The 16,034-nt window shown below is 74.2% G+C and carries 15 protein-coding genes and 1 pseudogene; 3 read left to right on the top strand and 13 right to left on the bottom strand.

Annotated elements, in window-relative coordinates:
• The 5 genes from bchY to ABD067_RS07425 all read right to left on the bottom strand — a co-directional run bounded on the left by bchY (position 1) and on the right by ABD067_RS07425 (position 5,580).
• Entirely contained in the window at positions 1 to 1,488 is a 1,488-nt protein-coding gene (gene bchY, locus ABD067_RS07445) for a chlorophyllide a reductase subunit Y (protein WP_343894582.1), read from the bottom strand.
• Positions 1,475 to 2,497, bottom strand: coding sequence for a chlorophyllide a reductase iron protein subunit X (locus tag ABD067_RS07440; protein ID WP_343894580.1), 1,023 nt, complete (start codon positions 2,495 to 2,497; stop codon positions 1,475 to 1,477). Before ABD067_RS07440 ends, bchY begins: the two co-directional genes overlap by 14 nt.
• Positions 2,494 to 3,435, bottom strand: coding sequence for a chlorophyll synthesis pathway protein BchC (bchC, locus tag ABD067_RS07435; protein ID WP_343894579.1), 942 nt, complete (start codon positions 3,433 to 3,435; stop codon positions 2,494 to 2,496). Before bchC ends, ABD067_RS07440 begins: the two co-directional genes overlap by 4 nt.
• A gap of 77 nt (positions 3,436 to 3,512) precedes the next feature.
• A complete protein-coding gene (locus ABD067_RS07430; RefSeq protein WP_343894577.1) occupies positions 3,513 to 4,688 on the bottom strand; it encodes a methyltransferase in 1,176 nt (391 codons plus the stop codon).
• 7 nt (positions 4,689 to 4,695) lie between these two features.
• Complete coding sequence (locus ABD067_RS07425; protein WP_343894575.1) at positions 4,696 to 5,580, bottom strand: polyprenyl synthetase family protein; 885 nt, start codon at positions 5,578 to 5,580, stop codon at positions 4,696 to 4,698.
• Between the two features lie 116 nt (positions 5,581 to 5,696).
• Here ABD067_RS07425 and crtD point away from each other — a divergent pair, with 116 nt between their 5' ends.
• A complete protein-coding gene (gene crtD, locus ABD067_RS07420) occupies positions 5,697 to 7,283 on the top strand; it encodes a 1-hydroxycarotenoid 3,4-desaturase CrtD (protein WP_343894574.1) in 1,587 nt (528 codons plus the stop codon).
• Between the two features lie 101 nt (positions 7,284 to 7,384).
• A complete protein-coding gene (locus ABD067_RS07415; protein WP_343894573.1) occupies positions 7,385 to 8,164 on the top strand; it encodes a carotenoid 1,2-hydratase in 780 nt (259 codons plus the stop codon).
• 140 nt (positions 8,165 to 8,304) lie between these two features.
• Here ABD067_RS07415 and ABD067_RS07410 read toward each other — a convergent pair whose 3' ends face one another.
• A complete protein-coding gene (locus ABD067_RS07410; RefSeq protein WP_343894572.1) occupies positions 8,305 to 8,502 on the bottom strand; it encodes a hypothetical protein in 198 nt (65 codons plus the stop codon).
• A gap of 223 nt (positions 8,503 to 8,725) precedes the next feature.
• Here ABD067_RS07410 and ABD067_RS07405 point away from each other — a divergent pair, with 223 nt between their 5' ends.
• Positions 8,726 to 9,565, top strand: coding sequence for a DUF2189 domain-containing protein (locus tag ABD067_RS07405; protein WP_343894571.1), 840 nt, complete (start codon positions 8,726 to 8,728; stop codon positions 9,563 to 9,565).
• Positions 9,566 to 9,589: 24 nt separating this feature from the next.
• Here ABD067_RS07405 and ABD067_RS07400 read toward each other — a convergent pair whose 3' ends face one another.
• The 7 genes and pseudogenes from ABD067_RS07400 to ABD067_RS07370 all read right to left on the bottom strand — a co-directional run.
• A complete protein-coding gene (locus ABD067_RS07400; protein ID WP_343894569.1) occupies positions 9,590 to 9,769 on the bottom strand; it encodes a hypothetical protein in 180 nt (59 codons plus the stop codon).
• A gap of 102 nt (positions 9,770 to 9,871) precedes the next feature.
• Entirely contained in the window at positions 9,872 to 10,183 is a 312-nt protein-coding gene (locus ABD067_RS07395; protein WP_343894567.1) for a hypothetical protein, read from the bottom strand.
• A 33-nt stretch (positions 10,184 to 10,216) separates the two neighbouring features.
• Positions 10,217 to 11,302, bottom strand: a complete 1,086-nt coding sequence (locus ABD067_RS07390) for a phytoene/squalene synthase family protein (RefSeq protein ID WP_343894565.1) — start codon at positions 11,300 to 11,302, stop codon at positions 10,217 to 10,219.
• The gene (locus tag ABD067_RS07385) at positions 11,286 to 12,758 is read right to left on the bottom strand and encodes a phytoene desaturase (protein ID WP_456305239.1); all 1,473 of its coding nucleotides are present in this window, start codon (positions 12,756 to 12,758) and stop codon (positions 11,286 to 11,288) included. The genes ABD067_RS07390 and ABD067_RS07385 overlap by 17 nt, the downstream gene beginning before the upstream one ends.
• Positions 12,759 to 13,397: 639 nt before the next feature.
• A complete protein-coding gene (locus tag ABD067_RS07380) occupies positions 13,398 to 14,771 on the bottom strand; it encodes a DUF3422 family protein (protein WP_343894563.1) in 1,374 nt (457 codons plus the stop codon).
• A gap of 30 nt (positions 14,772 to 14,801) precedes the next feature.
• The gene (gene bchO, locus ABD067_RS07375) at positions 14,802 to 15,704 is read right to left on the bottom strand and encodes an alpha/beta fold hydrolase BchO (protein ID WP_343894562.1); all 903 of its coding nucleotides are present in this window, start codon (positions 15,702 to 15,704) and stop codon (positions 14,802 to 14,804) included.
• 85 nt (positions 15,705 to 15,789) lie between these two features.
• A pseudogene (locus tag ABD067_RS07370) lies at positions 15,790 to 16,034 on the bottom strand (hypothetical protein); the annotation flags it as partial.

Genomic DNA, 16,034 nt, shown 5'->3' with positions numbered 1-16,034 from the left:
TCAGCTCCCCACCGCTTCGGCGGCCTTGGCGCGCATCGCTCGCAGCTTTCGCTGTCGGTCGCGGAAGCCCGGCGGCTCGACGGGTTTGCCCGTGAAGCCGTAGCCCGCGCCTTCCGACGTGCCGACGCCCTCGAAGAAGCCGACCATCCGCGCGAAGCGCTCGCGCCCCTTGGTTTGCGCCGCGACGATCCCGGCGAGCGAGGCGGCGCCCGCCGGCCCGAACAGCGGCCGGGCGGAGACCATGTTGGTGAAGTAGAGCGCCGGGACGCCCATCTCCTTGGCCGCCTGCACCAGCGGGGTGGTGCCGAGCGCGAGGTCCGGCTTCGCCTCGCGCATCGCCGCCATGTCCTGCTCCAAGGAGGCGCGGTACTGCACGTGCGTCCCGCGCGCCAGCAGCCACTCGCGGTCCGGGTCGCTCCATTCGGTGCGCGGGCAGGCGGTGCCGACATAAGGCACCTCCGCCCCCGCCTCGACCAGCAGCCGTGCGACCAGCAGCTCCGACCCCTCGTAACCGGAGACGGTCACGCGCGCGCGGATCGGGTTCGCCTCCAGCGCCGCGCGGATCGCCGGCAGCGCCTTCGCCTTGGCCGCGTCCGCAGGCACGCCGGCCGCGCGCCCGACCGCGTCCAGCCAAGCCGCCGTCCCGTCCACGCCCACCGGGCCCGACGCCACCACCGGCCGCCCGGCAGCGCGGAACTCGCGCACCGTGGCGGTGTAGAACGGATGCACCGCCGCCGCCGCCACGCAGTCCAGCGCGCCGTAGAGGTCGCGCCACTCCCGCGCCGGAAGCCCCGGCGCCAGCCGCAGCCCCATGGGCGCCAGCAGCGCACCGACGCCGGGCGGGTCGGCCGGGAACAGCTCGCCGATCAGCGCGACGCCCGGCTCGTCCGAGACGGCCCCGCGCGGCCGCGCCACCGGCCCCGCTTCCGCCTCCAGCCGCGCGTAGCGCAACATGGCGCCGGCCAGCACGTCTTTGGCCTCCGCGTGGGTCGGAACGCCGAAGCCGGGCACGTCGATGCCGATGATCCGCACGCCGTTGATCTGCTTCGGCAGGAGGTCGAGCGGCACGCCGGAGGCCGTGGGCACGCAGAGGTTGATCACCACCACCGCGTCGCATTCGTCGGGCCGAGCCGTCTGGTGGACCGCTTCGCGGATGTCCTCGAACAGCTTGCCCGTCACCAGCGTCTCGGAATTGAAGGGCACGTAGCCCACGCTCCGACGCGCGCCGTAGAAGTGCGAGGTGAAGGTCAGCCCGTACACGCAGCAGGCCGAGCCGGAGAGGATGGTGGACACCCGCCGCATCCGCAGCCCGACGCGCAAGGAACCGAACGCCGGGCACATGGATTGCGGCTGGTCGTGCGGCCCGCGCGGGTAATCGGCCATCAGCTTGGCCATGGCCCCGCCCTTGCCGGCCGCGCGCGCCGCTTCCTGCATCGTCTCGCGGCCGCCGTGGCAGCCGCTCGCAGCCGGGACGTCAGGCGCCGTCATAGACGACCTCGAGCGACGGCTTGTTGAGCACCTCGGCCGCGCACATGTCGTCCATGGTCGCCGGCTCTAGCACCACCCCGCGCCCGACGGCCTCGCCCTTGAACAGGTCGAGCAGCGCCTCGTGGCTGAGCGGCGTCGGCCGCCTGGGCGGCGCCTCCGCCACCTGCACCGCCAACGCCTCGAACAGCGGCGCCCAGCGCCCGCCCGGTCGGCCCACGATCTCGTAGGACGCGCTCTTGCGCCGGATGTCCTCGTCGGCCGGGATGGACGCCAACAGCGGGATGCCGGCCCTCTCGGCGAAGGCGGAAGCCTCACCGGTGCCGTCGTCCTTGTTCACCACCATCCCGGCCACCCCGACGTTGCCGCCGAGCTTCTTGAAGTACTCGACGGCGGAGCAGACGTTGTTGGCGACGTAGAGCGATTGCAGGTCGTTCGACCCGACCACGATCACCTTCTGGCACATGTCGCGCGCGATCGGCAGGCCGAAGCCGCCGCACACCACGTCGCCGAGGAAGTCGAGCAAAACGTAGTCGAAGTCCCAACTGTGGAAGCCGAGCTTCTCCAGCAGCTCGAAGCCGTGGATGATGCCCCTGCCGCCGCAGCCGCGCCCGACCTCCGGCCCGCCCAGCTCCATGGCGAACACGCCGTCGCGCTTGAAGCACACGTCGCCGATCGCAACCTGCTCGCCGGCGGCCTTCTTGCGCGACGAGGTCTCGATGATGGTCGGGCAGGAGCGCCCGCCGAACAGCAGCGAGGTGGTGTCGCTCTTGGGATCGCAGCCGATCAGCAGCACGCGCTTGCCTTGCTGCGCCATCATGTAGCTGAGGTTGGCCAAGGTGAAGGACTTGCCGATGCCGCCCTTGCCGTAGATGGCGATCACCTGCGCCTTCTTCGCCGCGTCGCCCGTAAGCACCGCGTCGGGACCGGCAGCGGCCTCCGCGCGCAGCCGTTCGTGCATGCTGGCCTGCGCCGAGGCGGGCGCGGGCGGCTTGCCGGCGGAAGCGTTCATGCCGTTCCCCTCCAATCCAAAACCATCTTGAGGCAGTCGGGATCGCCGAAGGCGGTGCGGTAGGCGTCCGGCGCCTGCTCCGCGCGGCGGCGGTGCGTGATGAGCCCGTCGAGCGAGAGCCGCCCGTCCGCGACGAAGCCCGCCACGGCGGCGAGGTCCGGTTCCCGCCACTCGGCGGCCACGCGGATGCGCGCCTCGCGCATGAAGGCTGGCGGAAAGGCGAAGCGCAGCGGCTCGGCGTAGAAGCCCGCCAACACCACCTCGCCGCCGGGCGCCAACCGCGCGATCAGCCCGTCCAGCGCGGCCGGGTCGCCGCTCGCGTCGTAGATGGCGCGGTAGTCGCGCCGCGGATCGGAGGCGGGATCGAGCACGGGATAGCCCAGCGCCCCCGCGGCCCGGCGCGCGTCCGTCTCCCACACGGCCGGCGCGGCGCCGCCGGCCAGCGGAGCTAGGCGCGCGAGCAGCCGCCCGAGCACGCCATGCCCGACGACGAGATCAGGCGGCGCGGCGCCCTGCGCGGAGACCGCGTGCCAAGCCGTGGCGGCCAGCGCCAGCAGCACGCCTCGCTCGCCCAACGACTCGCCCAGGGGCAAAGCCTTCGCGCCCGGCACCACCAGGCGAGACGCGGCGCCGCCGAACAGCCCGCGCACCGGGCCGAAGCACCGCGCGCCGGCGACGAACACCCGCTCGCCGACCCGCCGCCCCGCCTCCGGCCCTGCGTCCACGACGCGGCCGACCGACTCGTAGCCGGGCACCAGCGGGTAGCCCATGCCGGGGAAGTCCGGCATCCGCCCCGACCAGAGCAGCCGCTCCGTCCCGGTGCTGATGCCGCTCCACTCGACGGCCACGACCACGTCCGCCGCGCCGGGCGCCGACAGGTCGAGGCGGCCGAGTTCCAGCCGCTCGGGCTCGCGCAGCAGGACGGCTAAGGCGTCCACATCAAACTCCACTCGCTTTGAACCGTCAGGCTAGACTTACATTCGGCCATGTCAAGCAAAACTGACACAACCTGCGATCACGCCGCACGCGCGGTCATGAGGCCGGTGAGCAGGGGCGTGCTGGTGCGCCGCGGCCGCGTGTCCGCGAACCCGGCCGCGCGCAGCAGCGCGCCGATCTCGGCCGGAGTCCGCGGCCGCCCCCGGCCCATGGCGAGCAGGTAGAAGCCGAAATACGCCTCCCCCACCGGCTCCGCCCCGGGCGTGCCTGACATCGGTTCGGCCAGCAGCAGCGTCCCGCCCGGCGGCAAGGCGCGGCGCACCGCGCGGAGCAGGGCGAGCGCTCCGTCCTCGTCGTGGTCGTGCAGCACCCGCACCAAGGACACGATGTCGGCGCCCGTCGGCAGCGCGTCCGCCAGGAAGTCGCCGCCCGCGACGGTCGCGCGACTCGACAGCCCCGCCGCGTCCAGCCGCGCCCGGGCGCGCTCCGCCACGGCCGGCAGATCGAAGAGCACCAACCGCAGATCCGGCGCGGCCGCGCCCGCGGCGCACAGGAAGCCGCCCTCGCCGCCGCCCACGTCGAGCAAACAGCGGTGCCGGCGCAGGTCGTAGGCGCCGAGCACCTCCTCCGCCACCAACGGCTGCGAAGCCGCCATTAGCGCGCTGTACGCCGTCACCTCCAAAGGCCCGAGTCCCGCCGCCGCGCCGCCGGTCGCGTAGGGCCAGTACCGGGCGAGGCCGGTCCCCGTCGCGCCGCGCAGCAGCGCCACCGGATCGCGCAGGTCCGCGTAGAAGACGGCGTGGTGCTCCACCATCGCCGCCAAACCGGGGTTGCCTACCATCGCCGCGCCCAGCGGCCCGAGCCCGTAGCGGCCGCCGGACCGCCGAGCCGCCAAGCCGAGGGCCGCCGCCGCTTCGAGCAGCCGCACCGCGGCTTCGGGCGGCAGATCGGTGCGCGCCGCCACGGCTTGCGAGGTCTTCGGCCCGTCGCTCAGCAGGTCGAACACGCGCAGCCGCACGCAAGCGGCCAGCACCTGCGAGTAGACGAAGCCCGCGCACAGGTCGAACAGCGCCCGCGCCCGCCGCCGCGCCACCGGACGGGTGAGCGGGAAGCGCGCCGCCCAACTCCGGAACATCGGGTCCGCCACCATCCGGTCGCGCCAGTCGCGCACCCGGTCGAGCAGGGAAGCGCCGGACGCGGGACCGAAGCCCCTGCCCTCGCCTGGCGCCGCCTGCGCCGTGGACCCCGCCGCCACGCGCCGCTCAGGCCGCCGCGACGGCGCGCGCCGCCAGACTCGCCGGCATCAGCCGCTTGGCCTCCGACCGGATCAGCCCGCGCAGTTCCGCCGCGCCTCGGCACGGCGGGACAGCGGCCATCGCCTCCGCAGCCAGCGCTTCCAGCCGAGTAACCGCCCCGGAAACGCCGTAGGAAGTGGCGGCGCTGGGCCGCCCGAGGGCGACGTCGCGCCCGGCCGGCTTGCCCATCTCCTCCGGCTCCGCCGCCGCGTCGCGGATGTCGTCCGCAACTTGGTAGGCTTCGCCGAGCCGTTCGCCGAGCAAGCGCCACGGCCCGCCTTCCGCCCCTGCCGAAACCGCGCCGGCCATCGCCGCTGCCGCGAACAGGATGCCGGTCTTGGAGCGCTGGTAATGGCCGAGGTCCACCGTCTCCGGCGGCTCGCACTCCCAGGCCTGCCCGGCCGCGATCCCCGCCGGCGCGCCCACCGCCGCGCCCACCACCTCCAGCAAGGGTCCGAGGCGCCGCGGCGCGGCGCCGGCGCCGCGCGCGATGGTCTGGAACGCCAGCACGATCAGCGCGTCGCCCGCCAGCACCGCAAGCGGCTCGCCGAAGGCCCGGTGGACGGACGGGCGCCCGCGCCGCACGTCCGCGTTGTCGAAGCAGGGGAGGTCGTCGTGGACCAGCGAAGCGCAATGCAGCAGTTCGATCGCCGCCGCCGCCGCGTCCGCCGCCGCCGGGTCGTCCTCGCCGCACGCCGCCGCCACCGCCAGGCACAGCCGGGGCCGCACCCGCGCCCCGCGCGGGAAAACGGCGTGCTCCATGGCCTTGCCGAGCCGGGGTGGCCCGCCTGCTTTTCCGGCATGGGACAGGGCCGCGGAAAGGGCACGTTCGATGCGCGATACGGCGTCCATCCTCGGTGTTCCCTCCGGCGGAGGCGCGGACGGCGACGCTTGCCACCGCGCTATGTCAGGATACATTGACATGCAGCGCCGACGGATGTGTCAACAATTATTTACAGGACCGAAGCATGGTGCAGCGCGGGACAGGGCGCGTCGTCGTGGTCGGCGCCGGCATCGGCGGCTTGGCCGCAGCGCTCGACTTGGCCGCGCGCGGCTTCGAAGTGCTCGTGCTCGAACGCGCCGCCGCCCCGGGCGGCAAGATGCGCGAGGTCGCGGTCGGCGGGGAGGGCGGCGCGCGCTTGGACGCCGGGCCCACCGTGTTCACCATGCGCTGGGTGTTCGAGGACCTGTTCGACGCCGCCAGCGCGTCCATCGCCGATCACCTGACCCTCAAACCGGCCACAGTCCTCGCCCGCCACGCCTGGGATGGCGGCGGTGGCCGGCTCGACCTCTTCGCCGATGTCGCCCGTTCCGCCGACGCCATCGGCGCCTTCGCCGGCGCTGCGGAGGCGCGCGGCTTCCGAGCCTTCTGCGACCGCGCCCGTCGCGTGTATCGCGCCCTTGAAGGCCCCTTCATCCGCGCCGCGCGCCCGACGCCCTTCTCGCTTGCCGCCGCCGCCGGCCCCTCCGGCCTGGCCGGCCTGATGGGCGCATCGCCCTTCACCACGCTCTGGCGCGCCCTCGGCGACCACTTCCGCGACCCGCGCCTGCGGCAGTTGTTCGCCCGCTACGCCACCTATTGCGGCTCCTCGCCCTTCCTGGCGCCGGCGACGCTGATGCTGGTCGCGCACGTCGAGCAGGAAGGCGTTTGGCTGGTCGAGGGCGGGATGCACCGGCTCGCCCGCTCGATGGAGGAACTCGCGCGGGCCCGCGGCGCCACCTTCCGCTACGGCGCCGAGGTGGCCGAGATCCGCGTCGAGAGCGGCCGCGCCGCCGGCGTCGCGCTCTCCACCGGCGAGCGCTTGGACGCCGCCGCCGTGCTGGTCAACGCCGACGCCGCGGCGGTGGCCTCCGGCCTGTTCGGGCCGGCCGCGCGCGGCGCGTTGCCGCCGGCGGAAAGGCGCGACCGCTCCCTCTCCGCCCTCACCTGGGCCATGCTCGCGGAGGTCGAGGGCTTCCCCCTCCTGCGCCACACGGTCTTCTTCTCGGACGACTACCCGTCCGAATTCGAAGCCCTGTTCGGCCGCCGCCGCCTCCCCGCCGCGCCCACCACGTACGTTTGCGCCCAGGACCGCGGCGCGGCGGAGGACGACCTCGCGCCTTCCGGCCCGGAGCGCCTGCTCTGCCTCGTCAACGCACCGGCCACCGGCGACACCACCCCCCCTTCGCAAGCGGAGATCGAACGATGCGAGACGGCGACCTTCCGGCTGCTGGAGCGCTGCGGCCTGACCCTGCGGCGCCGGGACTCGGTGCTGACGGGGCCGGCAGGGTTCGAGAAGCTCTTCCCGGCGACGGGCGGGGCGCTCTACGGCCGGGCTTCGCACGGCTGGGCGGCGAGCTTCGCCCGACCTGGGGCGCGGACAGCGCTGCCGGGCCTGTACCTGGCGGGGGGCAGCGCGCACCCGGGCGCGGGGGTGCCGATGGCGGCGCTGTCGGGCCGGTTGGCGTCCTCCAGCATCGCGTCGGACCTAGCGAAGGCGACGGCCGCGAACACCCGCGCTTCGACCGCCCGGTCGCGCGCAACGGCTACGCCTGGTGGTACCTGGACGCGCTGAGCGACGACGGCCGCCACGGCCTCACGGTCATCGCCTTCCTCGGCAGCGTCTTCTCCCCCTGGTACGCCTGGGCGCGGCGCCGTCCGGGCGGCGCCGACCCGATGGAGCACTGCGCCGTCAACGTCGCCCTCTACGGCGGGCGCGGCCGCTGGGCGATGACCGAGCGTCCGTCCTCCGTGGTGGAACGCGGCCCCGACACGCTCAACATCGGCCCGAGCGCGCTGCACTGGGACGGCGACTCGCTCCGCGTCCAGGTGCGCGAAGTGACCGCGCCGGTGCCGAGGCGCCTGCGTGGCGAAATCCGCCTCCGCCCCGCCGGCGCCACCAACGACCGGGGTTTCATCCTCGACCCGGCCACCCGGCGCCACCGCTGGACGCCCATCGCCCCCGCCGCGCGCGTCGAGGTTTCGTTGGAGGAACCGGCCCTGCGTTGGTCCGGCCCCGCCTACTTCGACACCAACGACGGCGACGCGCCGCTCGAGCAGGACTTCGCGCGCTGGGATTGGTGCCGCGCCCCGCTGTGCGACGGCGGTGCCGGCGTGCTCTACAACGTCGAACCCCGAGACGGCGACGCGCACTCCTTGGCGCTGCGCGTCCGGCCTGGCGGCGAGGTCGAGGACGCCCCGCCCGCCCCGCGACCCGCCCGCTTGGCGCCGACCAGAGTGTGGCGGATGCCGCGCCCCTTCCGTGCCGAGGAGGGCGCCGAACCCTCCGTGGTCCGGACGTTGGAGGACACCCCTTTCTACGCCCGCTCGGTGGTTTCCACCCGCATGTTCGGCGAGACGGCGCAAGCGGTCCACGAGAGCCTGTCCCTCGACCGCTTCCGAACGCCCTGGGTGCAAGCGATGCTGCCCTTCCGCGTCCCCCGCGCGCGGCGCTGAACCGGGGATTTCGGTGGAGCCGGGGCAGGCGGACAGGCTACATTGGGCGAGCCAACGCCCGCCCCGCGTCTTTTGTCCCAAAAGCACACGAGACGCCAGGTGAGAGGGTAAAGAAGCGGGGTCCGACGCCTACCCTGTCCCTACCGGGCCGGGTCCGACAAAGCCGCGTCGCGCACTCCCGTGCTGCCGCCCCGCCGCGCCGGAACCAACGGTTCGCCCCTCACGGCGCGCCGCTTGTCCCGCCGCAGCATGATCAACTCCAGCGCCGCCAAGCCGAGAAGCGGACCGAAGACCAAGAAGAGCTTGAGCGCGGCGAAATACGCGTTCTCCTGCTCCACGGCGTCACCCTCCGATGCGTCCGGTGCCGGGTTCAACTGGGCCGGCTCCGCATGGCGGCAAGGCGCCGAGGGAACGAAGTACATCAGAACTTGAACATTGTATCCTGCGATCCGCCCTAGGAGGGTGGTAGCCTCCTCGCGAGATCCCGACCCGAGCCTGGCGCGACGCCGCCAAGGTCGCGCGCGCGCCGCCTCCGGTCGCGGTTCGTCAGGAGGATCGAACATGGCCGAAACCTGGACTTCCCGGCACGGCGCGCCGGCCACCACGGGGGCGCCCGTCGGGGCGCAGGCAGGGGCGTCGGCGGCCGCGGAACCGGCCATCCGGCGCATCGCCGTTTCCGACATCGGCGACGCCTTGCGCCTGGGCTGGCAGGACTTCCTGGCAGCGCCCACGCAGTTGCTGTTCCTGGGCCTGCTCTATCCGTTGATCGGCTTCATCGCCGCGCGGGCGACGGCCGGCGGCGATCTGATGCCGCTGTTCTACCCGCTGCTCGCCGGCCTCTCGATCATGGGCCCGGTCGCCGCGCTCGGGATCTACGAGATCAGCCGGCGGCGCGAACGGGGCTGGGCCGTCTCCTGGCTCGACGCCTTCGCGGTGCTCCGGTCGCCGGCGATCCTGTCCATCGTGGCGCTCGGGCTGATGCTGCTGGTCATTTTCGGCCTGTGGGTGCTGGCCGCGCAGTGGATCTACGACGCGACCCTCGGCGCCGTGGCCCGACCCTCCTCCGTCGAGGAGTTCACGAACCTCGTCTTCAACACGCCCGAGGGATGGCGGCTCATCCTGATCGGCAATGCCGTGGGCTTCCTGTTCGCGGTGGCCGTGCTGGCGCTGACCGTGGTGTCCTTCCCGCTGTTGCTGGACCGCGATGTCGGGCCCGGCGTGGCCGTGCGCACCTCGCTTCGCGCCGTGGCGGCCAACCCTGTCCCGATGGCCGCGTGGGGCCTCACGGTCGCGGTCCTGCTGTTCGCGGGCAGTTTGCCGATCTTCATCGGCCTTGCCGTGGTGATGCCGCTGCTCGGCCACGGCACTTGGCACCTCTACCGCAAGGTCGTCGAATCCTAGCGGGAGCGGAGGCGGGCCGTCGGGTCAGCGCGGCGGGGTGCCGTCGCCCGGCGGCCCCTTTTCCGCCGGCGGGTGGCTGACGTGGCCGGCCTCGCCGCGCTTTTCGCGGCTGCGCTTGATCGATCGCAACTGCCAGATGCCTATCGCCAAGGCCGCCAGCAACGTCATGCCGAACTGCCAGCTCAGGAAGAATTCCCAGTTCATTCTGCGCTTCTCCGCGTCGCGCACGCCCCGGCGCGCCGCCATCCAACGTGAGCGCGGACGGCAGTTGCAGGCCGCCTCATGGCGAAAGCGTGATCGGGCTCTTCACCCCCGATACGTTCGGACGCGGTGGGCCACCTTGGCCTTCACCCAAACGCCGTAGCCGAACAGCAGGGCCAGGAAGCCGGCCAAGTCGAACATGGAAAAGACGCCGCCCCCGCCGGTTAGGAGGAAGGCGAGCGCCGCTTGGCCACCGGCGACGAACAGGCCGAAGACGATGATCGGCGGGCCGATGTCGGCCAGTGGCACTAGCGAAGGGTGGAGCGGCGGCGGCGCCTCGCCGCGCGCCGCGGCCTCCTTGGCAAAGCGGCGGCGGAGCGCGGCGAGCCACACCAGCCCGAGGCCCGCCGACGCCATGATCGCCCCCGCCCAGTGCCGGAACACCTCCCGTTACCCGCCGACACGCGTCGCGGGCGCGGGCGCCGTGGCATCGCGGTCCCGGCGCTCCAGGCGCGCGAACAGGTCGATCACCCACACCGCGCGCGCCTCCAAACCCCACCCGGACGAGCCAGAAGCGGGCGGAGGCGCCGGCGCCGTTTCGGGGACGGCGTCCACCAGGAACCGCGTCGCTGGCGAGGGAAGCGCCGTTGCCTCCCGCGCGGAACGGCCGACGCCCATCGGCAGCGCCGCGCGCAACACCAGGGCGGCCTTGCGCGAGGCCGGCACGCGGGCACGCGCGCTCACCGAGTCGAAGCCTTTCCGCTCCACCTCCCGCCCGATGCCCGCGTAGAGCAGCCCGGCGGCGCGGATGCCGGGCCGGCACTCCGCGGGCAGCGCCGCGATGCCCGCCCCGCCGCGGAGGTACAGGCCCTCCGCCGCCCGGAGCAGTCGTCGCACCACGGCCGCCACCGCTGGATCGAAGGACGGCCGCGCGAGCCAAGCGTCCGGGTCGAGCCCCGCCTCTCGCAGCCAGCGCAGCGGCAAGTAGAGGCGGCCGGCGCGCGCGTCCTCGCCGACGTCGCGGGCGATGTTGGTCAGTTGCATCGCAACGCCGAGGTCGCAGGCGCGCCCCAACGCGTCCCGGTCCCTCACGCCCATGAGCACCGCCATCATGCAGCCCACGGAACCGGCCACCCGCGCGGCGTAGGCCTCTAGCGCCGGAAGGTCTTCGTAGCGCCGGCCGCCCTCGGCGTCCCAGGCGAGCCCTTCCAGCAGCGCTTCGGGCAGCGCGGGGGGGATGCCGTGCCGCGACACGACGGCAGCGAAGGCGCGGTCGGCCGGTATGGGCAGCGGCCGGCCCTCGTAGGCCCGCGCCAGGCGCTCGCGCAACCGCGCCACCGCCGCCGCTCGGCCGCCCTCGAGGTCGACCGCGTCGTCGGCCAGGCGGCAGAAGGCGTAGAGCGCCGAGGCCGGCGCCCGCACCCGCGCCGGGAGCAGCAACGACGCCGCGTGGAAGGAGCGCGACCCGCCGCGCAGCAGCGCCCGGCACGCCGCGAGGTCGGCCGCGTGCTCCGCCGCGTCAAACGGCGCGCGCATGGGGCACCAACGCGTCGAGCACCTTGGCCGAGGACAGCACGCCGGGGATGCCGGCGCCTGGGTGGGTGCCGGCGCCCACCAGGTAGAGGTTCTCCAATTCCTCGCTCCTGTTGTGCGGACGGAACCAAGCGCTCTGCCACAGCACCGGCTCCAGTCCGAAGCCGGCGCCGCGCGGCGAAAGGAGGTCGTCGCGGAAGTCGAGCGGCGTCGCCACGCGCGACGTCACGACCGCCTCCTCCAGCCCCGGCAGCAGCGTTTCCGACAGGTGCCGCGCGATGGCGCGCCGGTAGGGCGCAGCCGCCGCCTCCCAGTCGAGGTTGGCGGCGTCGAGGTTCGGCACCGGCGACAGCACGTAGAAGCAATCGCACCCCGGCGGCGCCATCGAAGGGTCGGTCGCGGTCGGCCGGTGCAGGTACAGGCTGAAGTCCGGGGGAAGCACCTTGCGGGAGAAGATGTCGCGCAGCAGCCCGCGGTAGCGCGGGCCGAGCAGGATGGTGTGGTGCCCGACGTTCTCGTAGCGGCGCTTGGTGCCGAAGTACCAGACGAAGAGGCCCATGGAATGCCGCGCGCGCCGCAGCCGCCCAGCGGTCCAGCGCCGCCGCCGGTGCTCCGGGGGCAGCATCCGCTCGTAGGTCCAAGCGGAGTCGGCGTTTGAGACCACCACCTCGGCCGCCACCGCCTCGCCGGAGGCGAGCACAACGCCCGTCGCCCGGCCGTCCCGCGCGGTGATGCGCCGGACCTCGGCGCCGAGCCGCACCCGGCCGCCCTGCCCTTCGACCAACCCGACCAGCCCGCGCACGAGGCTGCCGGTGCCGCCCATGGCCCACCACACGCCCCAGCGCCGCTCCAGGTGCGCGATCAGCGCGTAGAGGCCGCTCGCCGAGAAGGGGTTGCCGCCGATCAGCAGCGGGTGGAAGGACAACGCCACGCGCAACCGCTCGTCGCGCACGTGGCGCGCGACGAGGCCGTGGACGCTCCGCAGCCCGCCCAAGCGCAGCAGGTCCGGCGCCACGCGCGCCATGGACGCCACGGAGCAGAACGGCGCGTGGCCGAGTTCCTCGAAGCCGACGCGGCACATCCGCTCGCTCAGCCGCATGAAGCGCTCGTACCCACCGACGTCGCCGGGGCTGAGCCGCGCCACCTCGGCACGCATCGCCGCCGGGTCGGCGGAGCAGTCGAAGGTGGAGCCGTCCGCGAAGCGCAACCGGTAGAAGGGCGACGAGGGCACCAGTTCGACGTCGTCGGCGAGCCGCCGGCCGCAGAGCGCCCAAAGCTCCTCGAACAGGAACGGCGCGGTGACGATGGTGGGGCCGGCGTCGAAGGTGAAGCCGTCCTGCCGATGGACCCGGGCGCGGCCGCCCGGCGCATCCAACCGCTCCAGCACCGTCACGCGGTAGCCGCGCGCGCCGAGTCGCACCGCGGCGGCGAGTCCGCCGAAGCCGCTGCCGATCACCACGGCGTGCGGACGCCGATCGTGCCGTTGCGGTGCGGCGGCGTCGGCGCGCGGCGCCAGCGGCCTCGCTGCTGTCAATCCATCCATACAATCTGCATTGTAAGTCAGACTTGACAGTCGCTGCCAAGCGGGAATCGACGGTTCAACGCCCCGGTCCGGACCAAGCGGCTCATCTTGCCTTCACATGGGCGAGGATGTTGAGGAGCCGGCCGAATGGATCGCGCACGAAGAACCGCCTGACGCCCCAAGGCTCATCGGCGGGGCAGTACTCCACGCCGAAGCCGCGGCCAGCCGACCGCTCTTACACTCCGTTCAGATCGTCCACCCCGATCGGGATGTCCGAGAGCAATGTGCCGGACCCACTTTCGGTCGCCACGCTCACCCGCGGCGTCGTGCGCGCGCCGGACGAGAACGTCACGCTTCAGCCAAGGGCAGTTGCGACCTCCATACCCAGAAGGCCGCCGTAGAACGCCCGCGCCGGCCCGACGGCATCGGCCACGATGTTCGCCACCACCCGCATCACCGCCATGCGGACCCCCTTCGGCGCGACGGCCACAGCCGGAGGCCCGGCGGTTCCCGGCGATGACGCCCGAGCCCGCGGCCGGCCGGAAGACCCCGACCCGGCGCGCGCCCGCACCGTCCTCAATCACCCCTGCGTTCGAGGCCGCGCCGCACGCGACGCAAGCCGAGCGCCACCAGCCCCGCCACGACCGGCACGGCGACGCCCACCGCGACGTCCGGCTCCACGCGCCACGCGCCCGCCGCCTTCGCGGCCTTTGCCGCGTAGCCGACCAGCCCGACCACGTAGTAGGTGATCGCCGCCACCGACAGGCCCTCCACGGTCTGCTGCAAGCGGAGTTGCAACCGCGCCCGCCGGTCCATGGAGGCCAGGACGGCGAAGGCCTGCCGCTCGCGGGAAATCTCGACGCGGGTGGACAGGAGCTGCGTCACCCGCGCGACACGCGCCGACAACGCCTCCTGCCGCCGCGCCACCGCCGCGCAGGTGGCGATGGCGGGGGCCAAGCGCCGTTCGGTGAACTCCTCGAAGGTCGGCAACCCCTCGATCCGCGTTTCGCGCAGCTCGGCGATGCGGCGGCGCACCAGGTCGTAGTAGGCCGCCGCCGCGCCGAAGCGGAACAGCGTCGCGGCTTCGCGGCTCTCTATCTCGGCGGCCAAGCGGGTGAGCCGCTCGTGCAGCGCCGCCTCGTCCGCCTCGCCGGCGCCGATCAAGGCGGTGGCGACCTCGGCCAAGGCGCGCTCCCGCCCGCCGAGGAAAGGCGCGAGGTCCTTGGCCACCGGGAAGGCGAGCAGCGCCAGGATGCGGTAGGTCTCGATCTCGAACAGCCGCTGCAGCATGCGGCCGGCCTGCCAGGGCGCCATGCCGCGGTCGAGCACCAGCAGGCGCCCGAAGCCGTCCGGGTGGATGCGGAAGTCGGTGTAGGCCTCGCCCCGGCCGCCGACGATGCCGCCGCCGATGAGCTGGTTCCCGCCGAAGTGGCGCCCCGAAAGCGCGTCGAGGTCCGGCGCCGGCCCCTCGCCGGCGCTCGGCACCAGTGCGGCATGCACGGCCGCGACCACCTCGCCCGGCACCGCGGCGAGCCAACCGTCCGGGAGGGCGCCGATCGCCGGCTCGGCGAAGGGGTCGTCGCCGCCAATGCCGGGCGCGACCACCATGCAGCGCGTGAACTCGCCGTGCCGCTCCCAGCGGAGGCGGAACGCCCCGAAATCGGCGCTGTAATGGCTGGCGCCCGGCTCGGGCAGCGTCCGGGCGCCGGAGCGCCGGGCGAGGTCGCGCACGGCGTCCAGCGCCGCTTCCCGCTGGGCGGCGTCGCCGAGCAGCGCGACGTAGGAGGCGCGCAGCGGCCCGGCCAGCGGTTCGGGCGGCCGGGCGTGGACCTCGTCGTTCAGCGCTTGCCGCTGCGGGTGGTCGCGCGGCAGCGGCGCCGCCACGGCGCCGGCGGCGCTTCGGCCCGCCCGCCCGGGGGCCTCCACCGCCGGGGGATGCTGCGCCGCCATCGGCCCCTCCCACGCTACCCCGCGGCGCCGTCAGGCGGACGCGGGCGCCACCGCCGCCGTTTCCGCCGCGACCCGCCGCACGATCTCCGCCACCTGCTCCGGCCGCTCCTCGTGGGCGAGGTGGCCGAGGCCCGGCAGGATCACAATTCGGGCGGAGCGCAGCACCTCCTTGACCCGCTGCGCGTCGGACGGCGGGATGGTGCGGTCGCGGGTGCCGACCACCAGCGTCAAAGGCGGCCGGAGCCGCGGCAGGTCGCGCAGCAGCGGCCGCAGATCCCAGTTCGCCATCATGCCGAGCGCCGCCGACAGGTGGCCGGAATGCCGGAACAGCCGCGCGTACAGCTCCACCCCGCGCCCGTCGATCGCCGAACCGGTGTCGCGCAGCAGCCGTTCCGCCACCGATCGGTTGGACGCGCCCCAGGCGAAGACCTTCGGCACGAAGGACAGGCCGGCGAGGAACCTCGCCGTGCGCGTGAAGAACTCGGCGTGCTCCCGGCCGATCGGCATCAGGGCGGCGTTCAGCCCGACCACCGCGTCCGGGGCGATGCGCCCGTCGAGCGCCATGCGCAGCAGCACGGCGGTCCCCGCGGAATGGCCGGCGGCGAAGGCGGGCGCGACGCCGAGCGCGCGCACCAGCGCGCCGAGCGACTCGGCCATGCCGGGCAGCGACAGGCCCCGGGCGGGGGCAGCCGGCATGGAGGTGAAGCCGTGGCCCGGCAGGTCGGGCGCCACGACGGTGAAGCTCCGCGTGAGCAGCGGCAGCAACGCCCGCCAGGAATGCGTGGAAGCCGCGGTGCCGTGGGCCAGCAGCAGCACCGGCCCCTGCCCCGCCACCTGCAAATGCCAGCGCAGCCCCCCGGCCTCGACGAAGCGGCTCGCCTCGCGGTTCGGCCAATCGCGGCCGTCGCGCGACCAGACGGGCCGGTCGCTCACCGGACCGCAGCTTTCGGGATAGGGCCGCCGCACACCGCGCGCATGGGGGAGAGATGGGCGGCGGAGCCCCGCGGGCAACGCCCCGTCACGGCGCGGCGGGCCGCCGCACCGCGCCCGCCAGGGCATCGGCGGTCCCGCTCCCGGCGGGAAGCGGCAGGTACCGTCCCCCCATCTCCGCCGCCAGTTGCCGGGCGAAGGGGCGCGGGCGCGGCGCGGTGTCCACCAGCACCGCCGGCACCCCGGCCGCGCGCGCGAGACGCGCCGCGGCCAGCGCATCCGCCTCGGCGCGCGCCCGGTCGCCGCCCGCCGTGCCGTCGCGGGCCACGTTGG

This window comes from Craurococcus roseus (assembly GCF_039523795.1).
In the GTDB taxonomy this organism is placed as follows: Bacteria; Pseudomonadota; Alphaproteobacteria; order Acetobacterales; family Acetobacteraceae; genus Craurococcus; species Craurococcus roseus.
This window is presented reverse-complemented; position numbering and strand designations above follow the sequence as displayed.

Coding starts and splice junctions, on each gene's coding strand:
- ABD067_RS07395 (WP_343894567.1), bottom strand. CDS start 10,183: ATGGCGTCGGCGGGCCTCGGGCTGGTGTGGCTCGCCGCGCTCCGCCGC.
- ABD067_RS07440 (WP_343894580.1), bottom strand. CDS start 2,497: ATGAACGCTTCCGCCGGCAAGCCGCCCGCGCCCGCCTCGGCGCAGGCC.
- ABD067_RS07400 (WP_343894569.1), bottom strand. CDS start 9,769: ATGAACTGGGAATTCTTCCTGAGCTGGCAGTTCGGCATGACGTTGCTG.
- ABD067_RS07390 (WP_343894565.1), bottom strand. CDS start 11,302: ATGCGCGCGCCGTTTGACGCGGCGGAGCACGCGGCCGACCTCGCGGCG.
- ABD067_RS07415 (WP_343894573.1), top strand. CDS start 7,385: ATGGAGCACTGCGCCGTCAACGTCGCCCTCTACGGCGGGCGCGGCCGC.
- ABD067_RS07380 (WP_343894563.1), bottom strand. CDS start 14,771: ATGGCGGCGCAGCATCCCCCGGCGGTGGAGGCCCCCGGGCGGGCGGGC.
- bchY (WP_343894582.1), bottom strand. CDS start 1,488: ATGACGGCGCCTGACGTCCCGGCTGCGAGCGGCTGCCACGGCGGCCGC.
- crtD (WP_343894574.1), top strand. CDS start 5,697: ATGGTGCAGCGCGGGACAGGGCGCGTCGTCGTGGTCGGCGCCGGCATC.
- ABD067_RS07425 (WP_343894575.1), bottom strand. CDS start 5,580: ATGGACGCCGTATCGCGCATCGAACGTGCCCTTTCCGCGGCCCTGTCC.
- ABD067_RS07405 (WP_343894571.1), top strand. CDS start 8,726: ATGGCCGAAACCTGGACTTCCCGGCACGGCGCGCCGGCCACCACGGGG.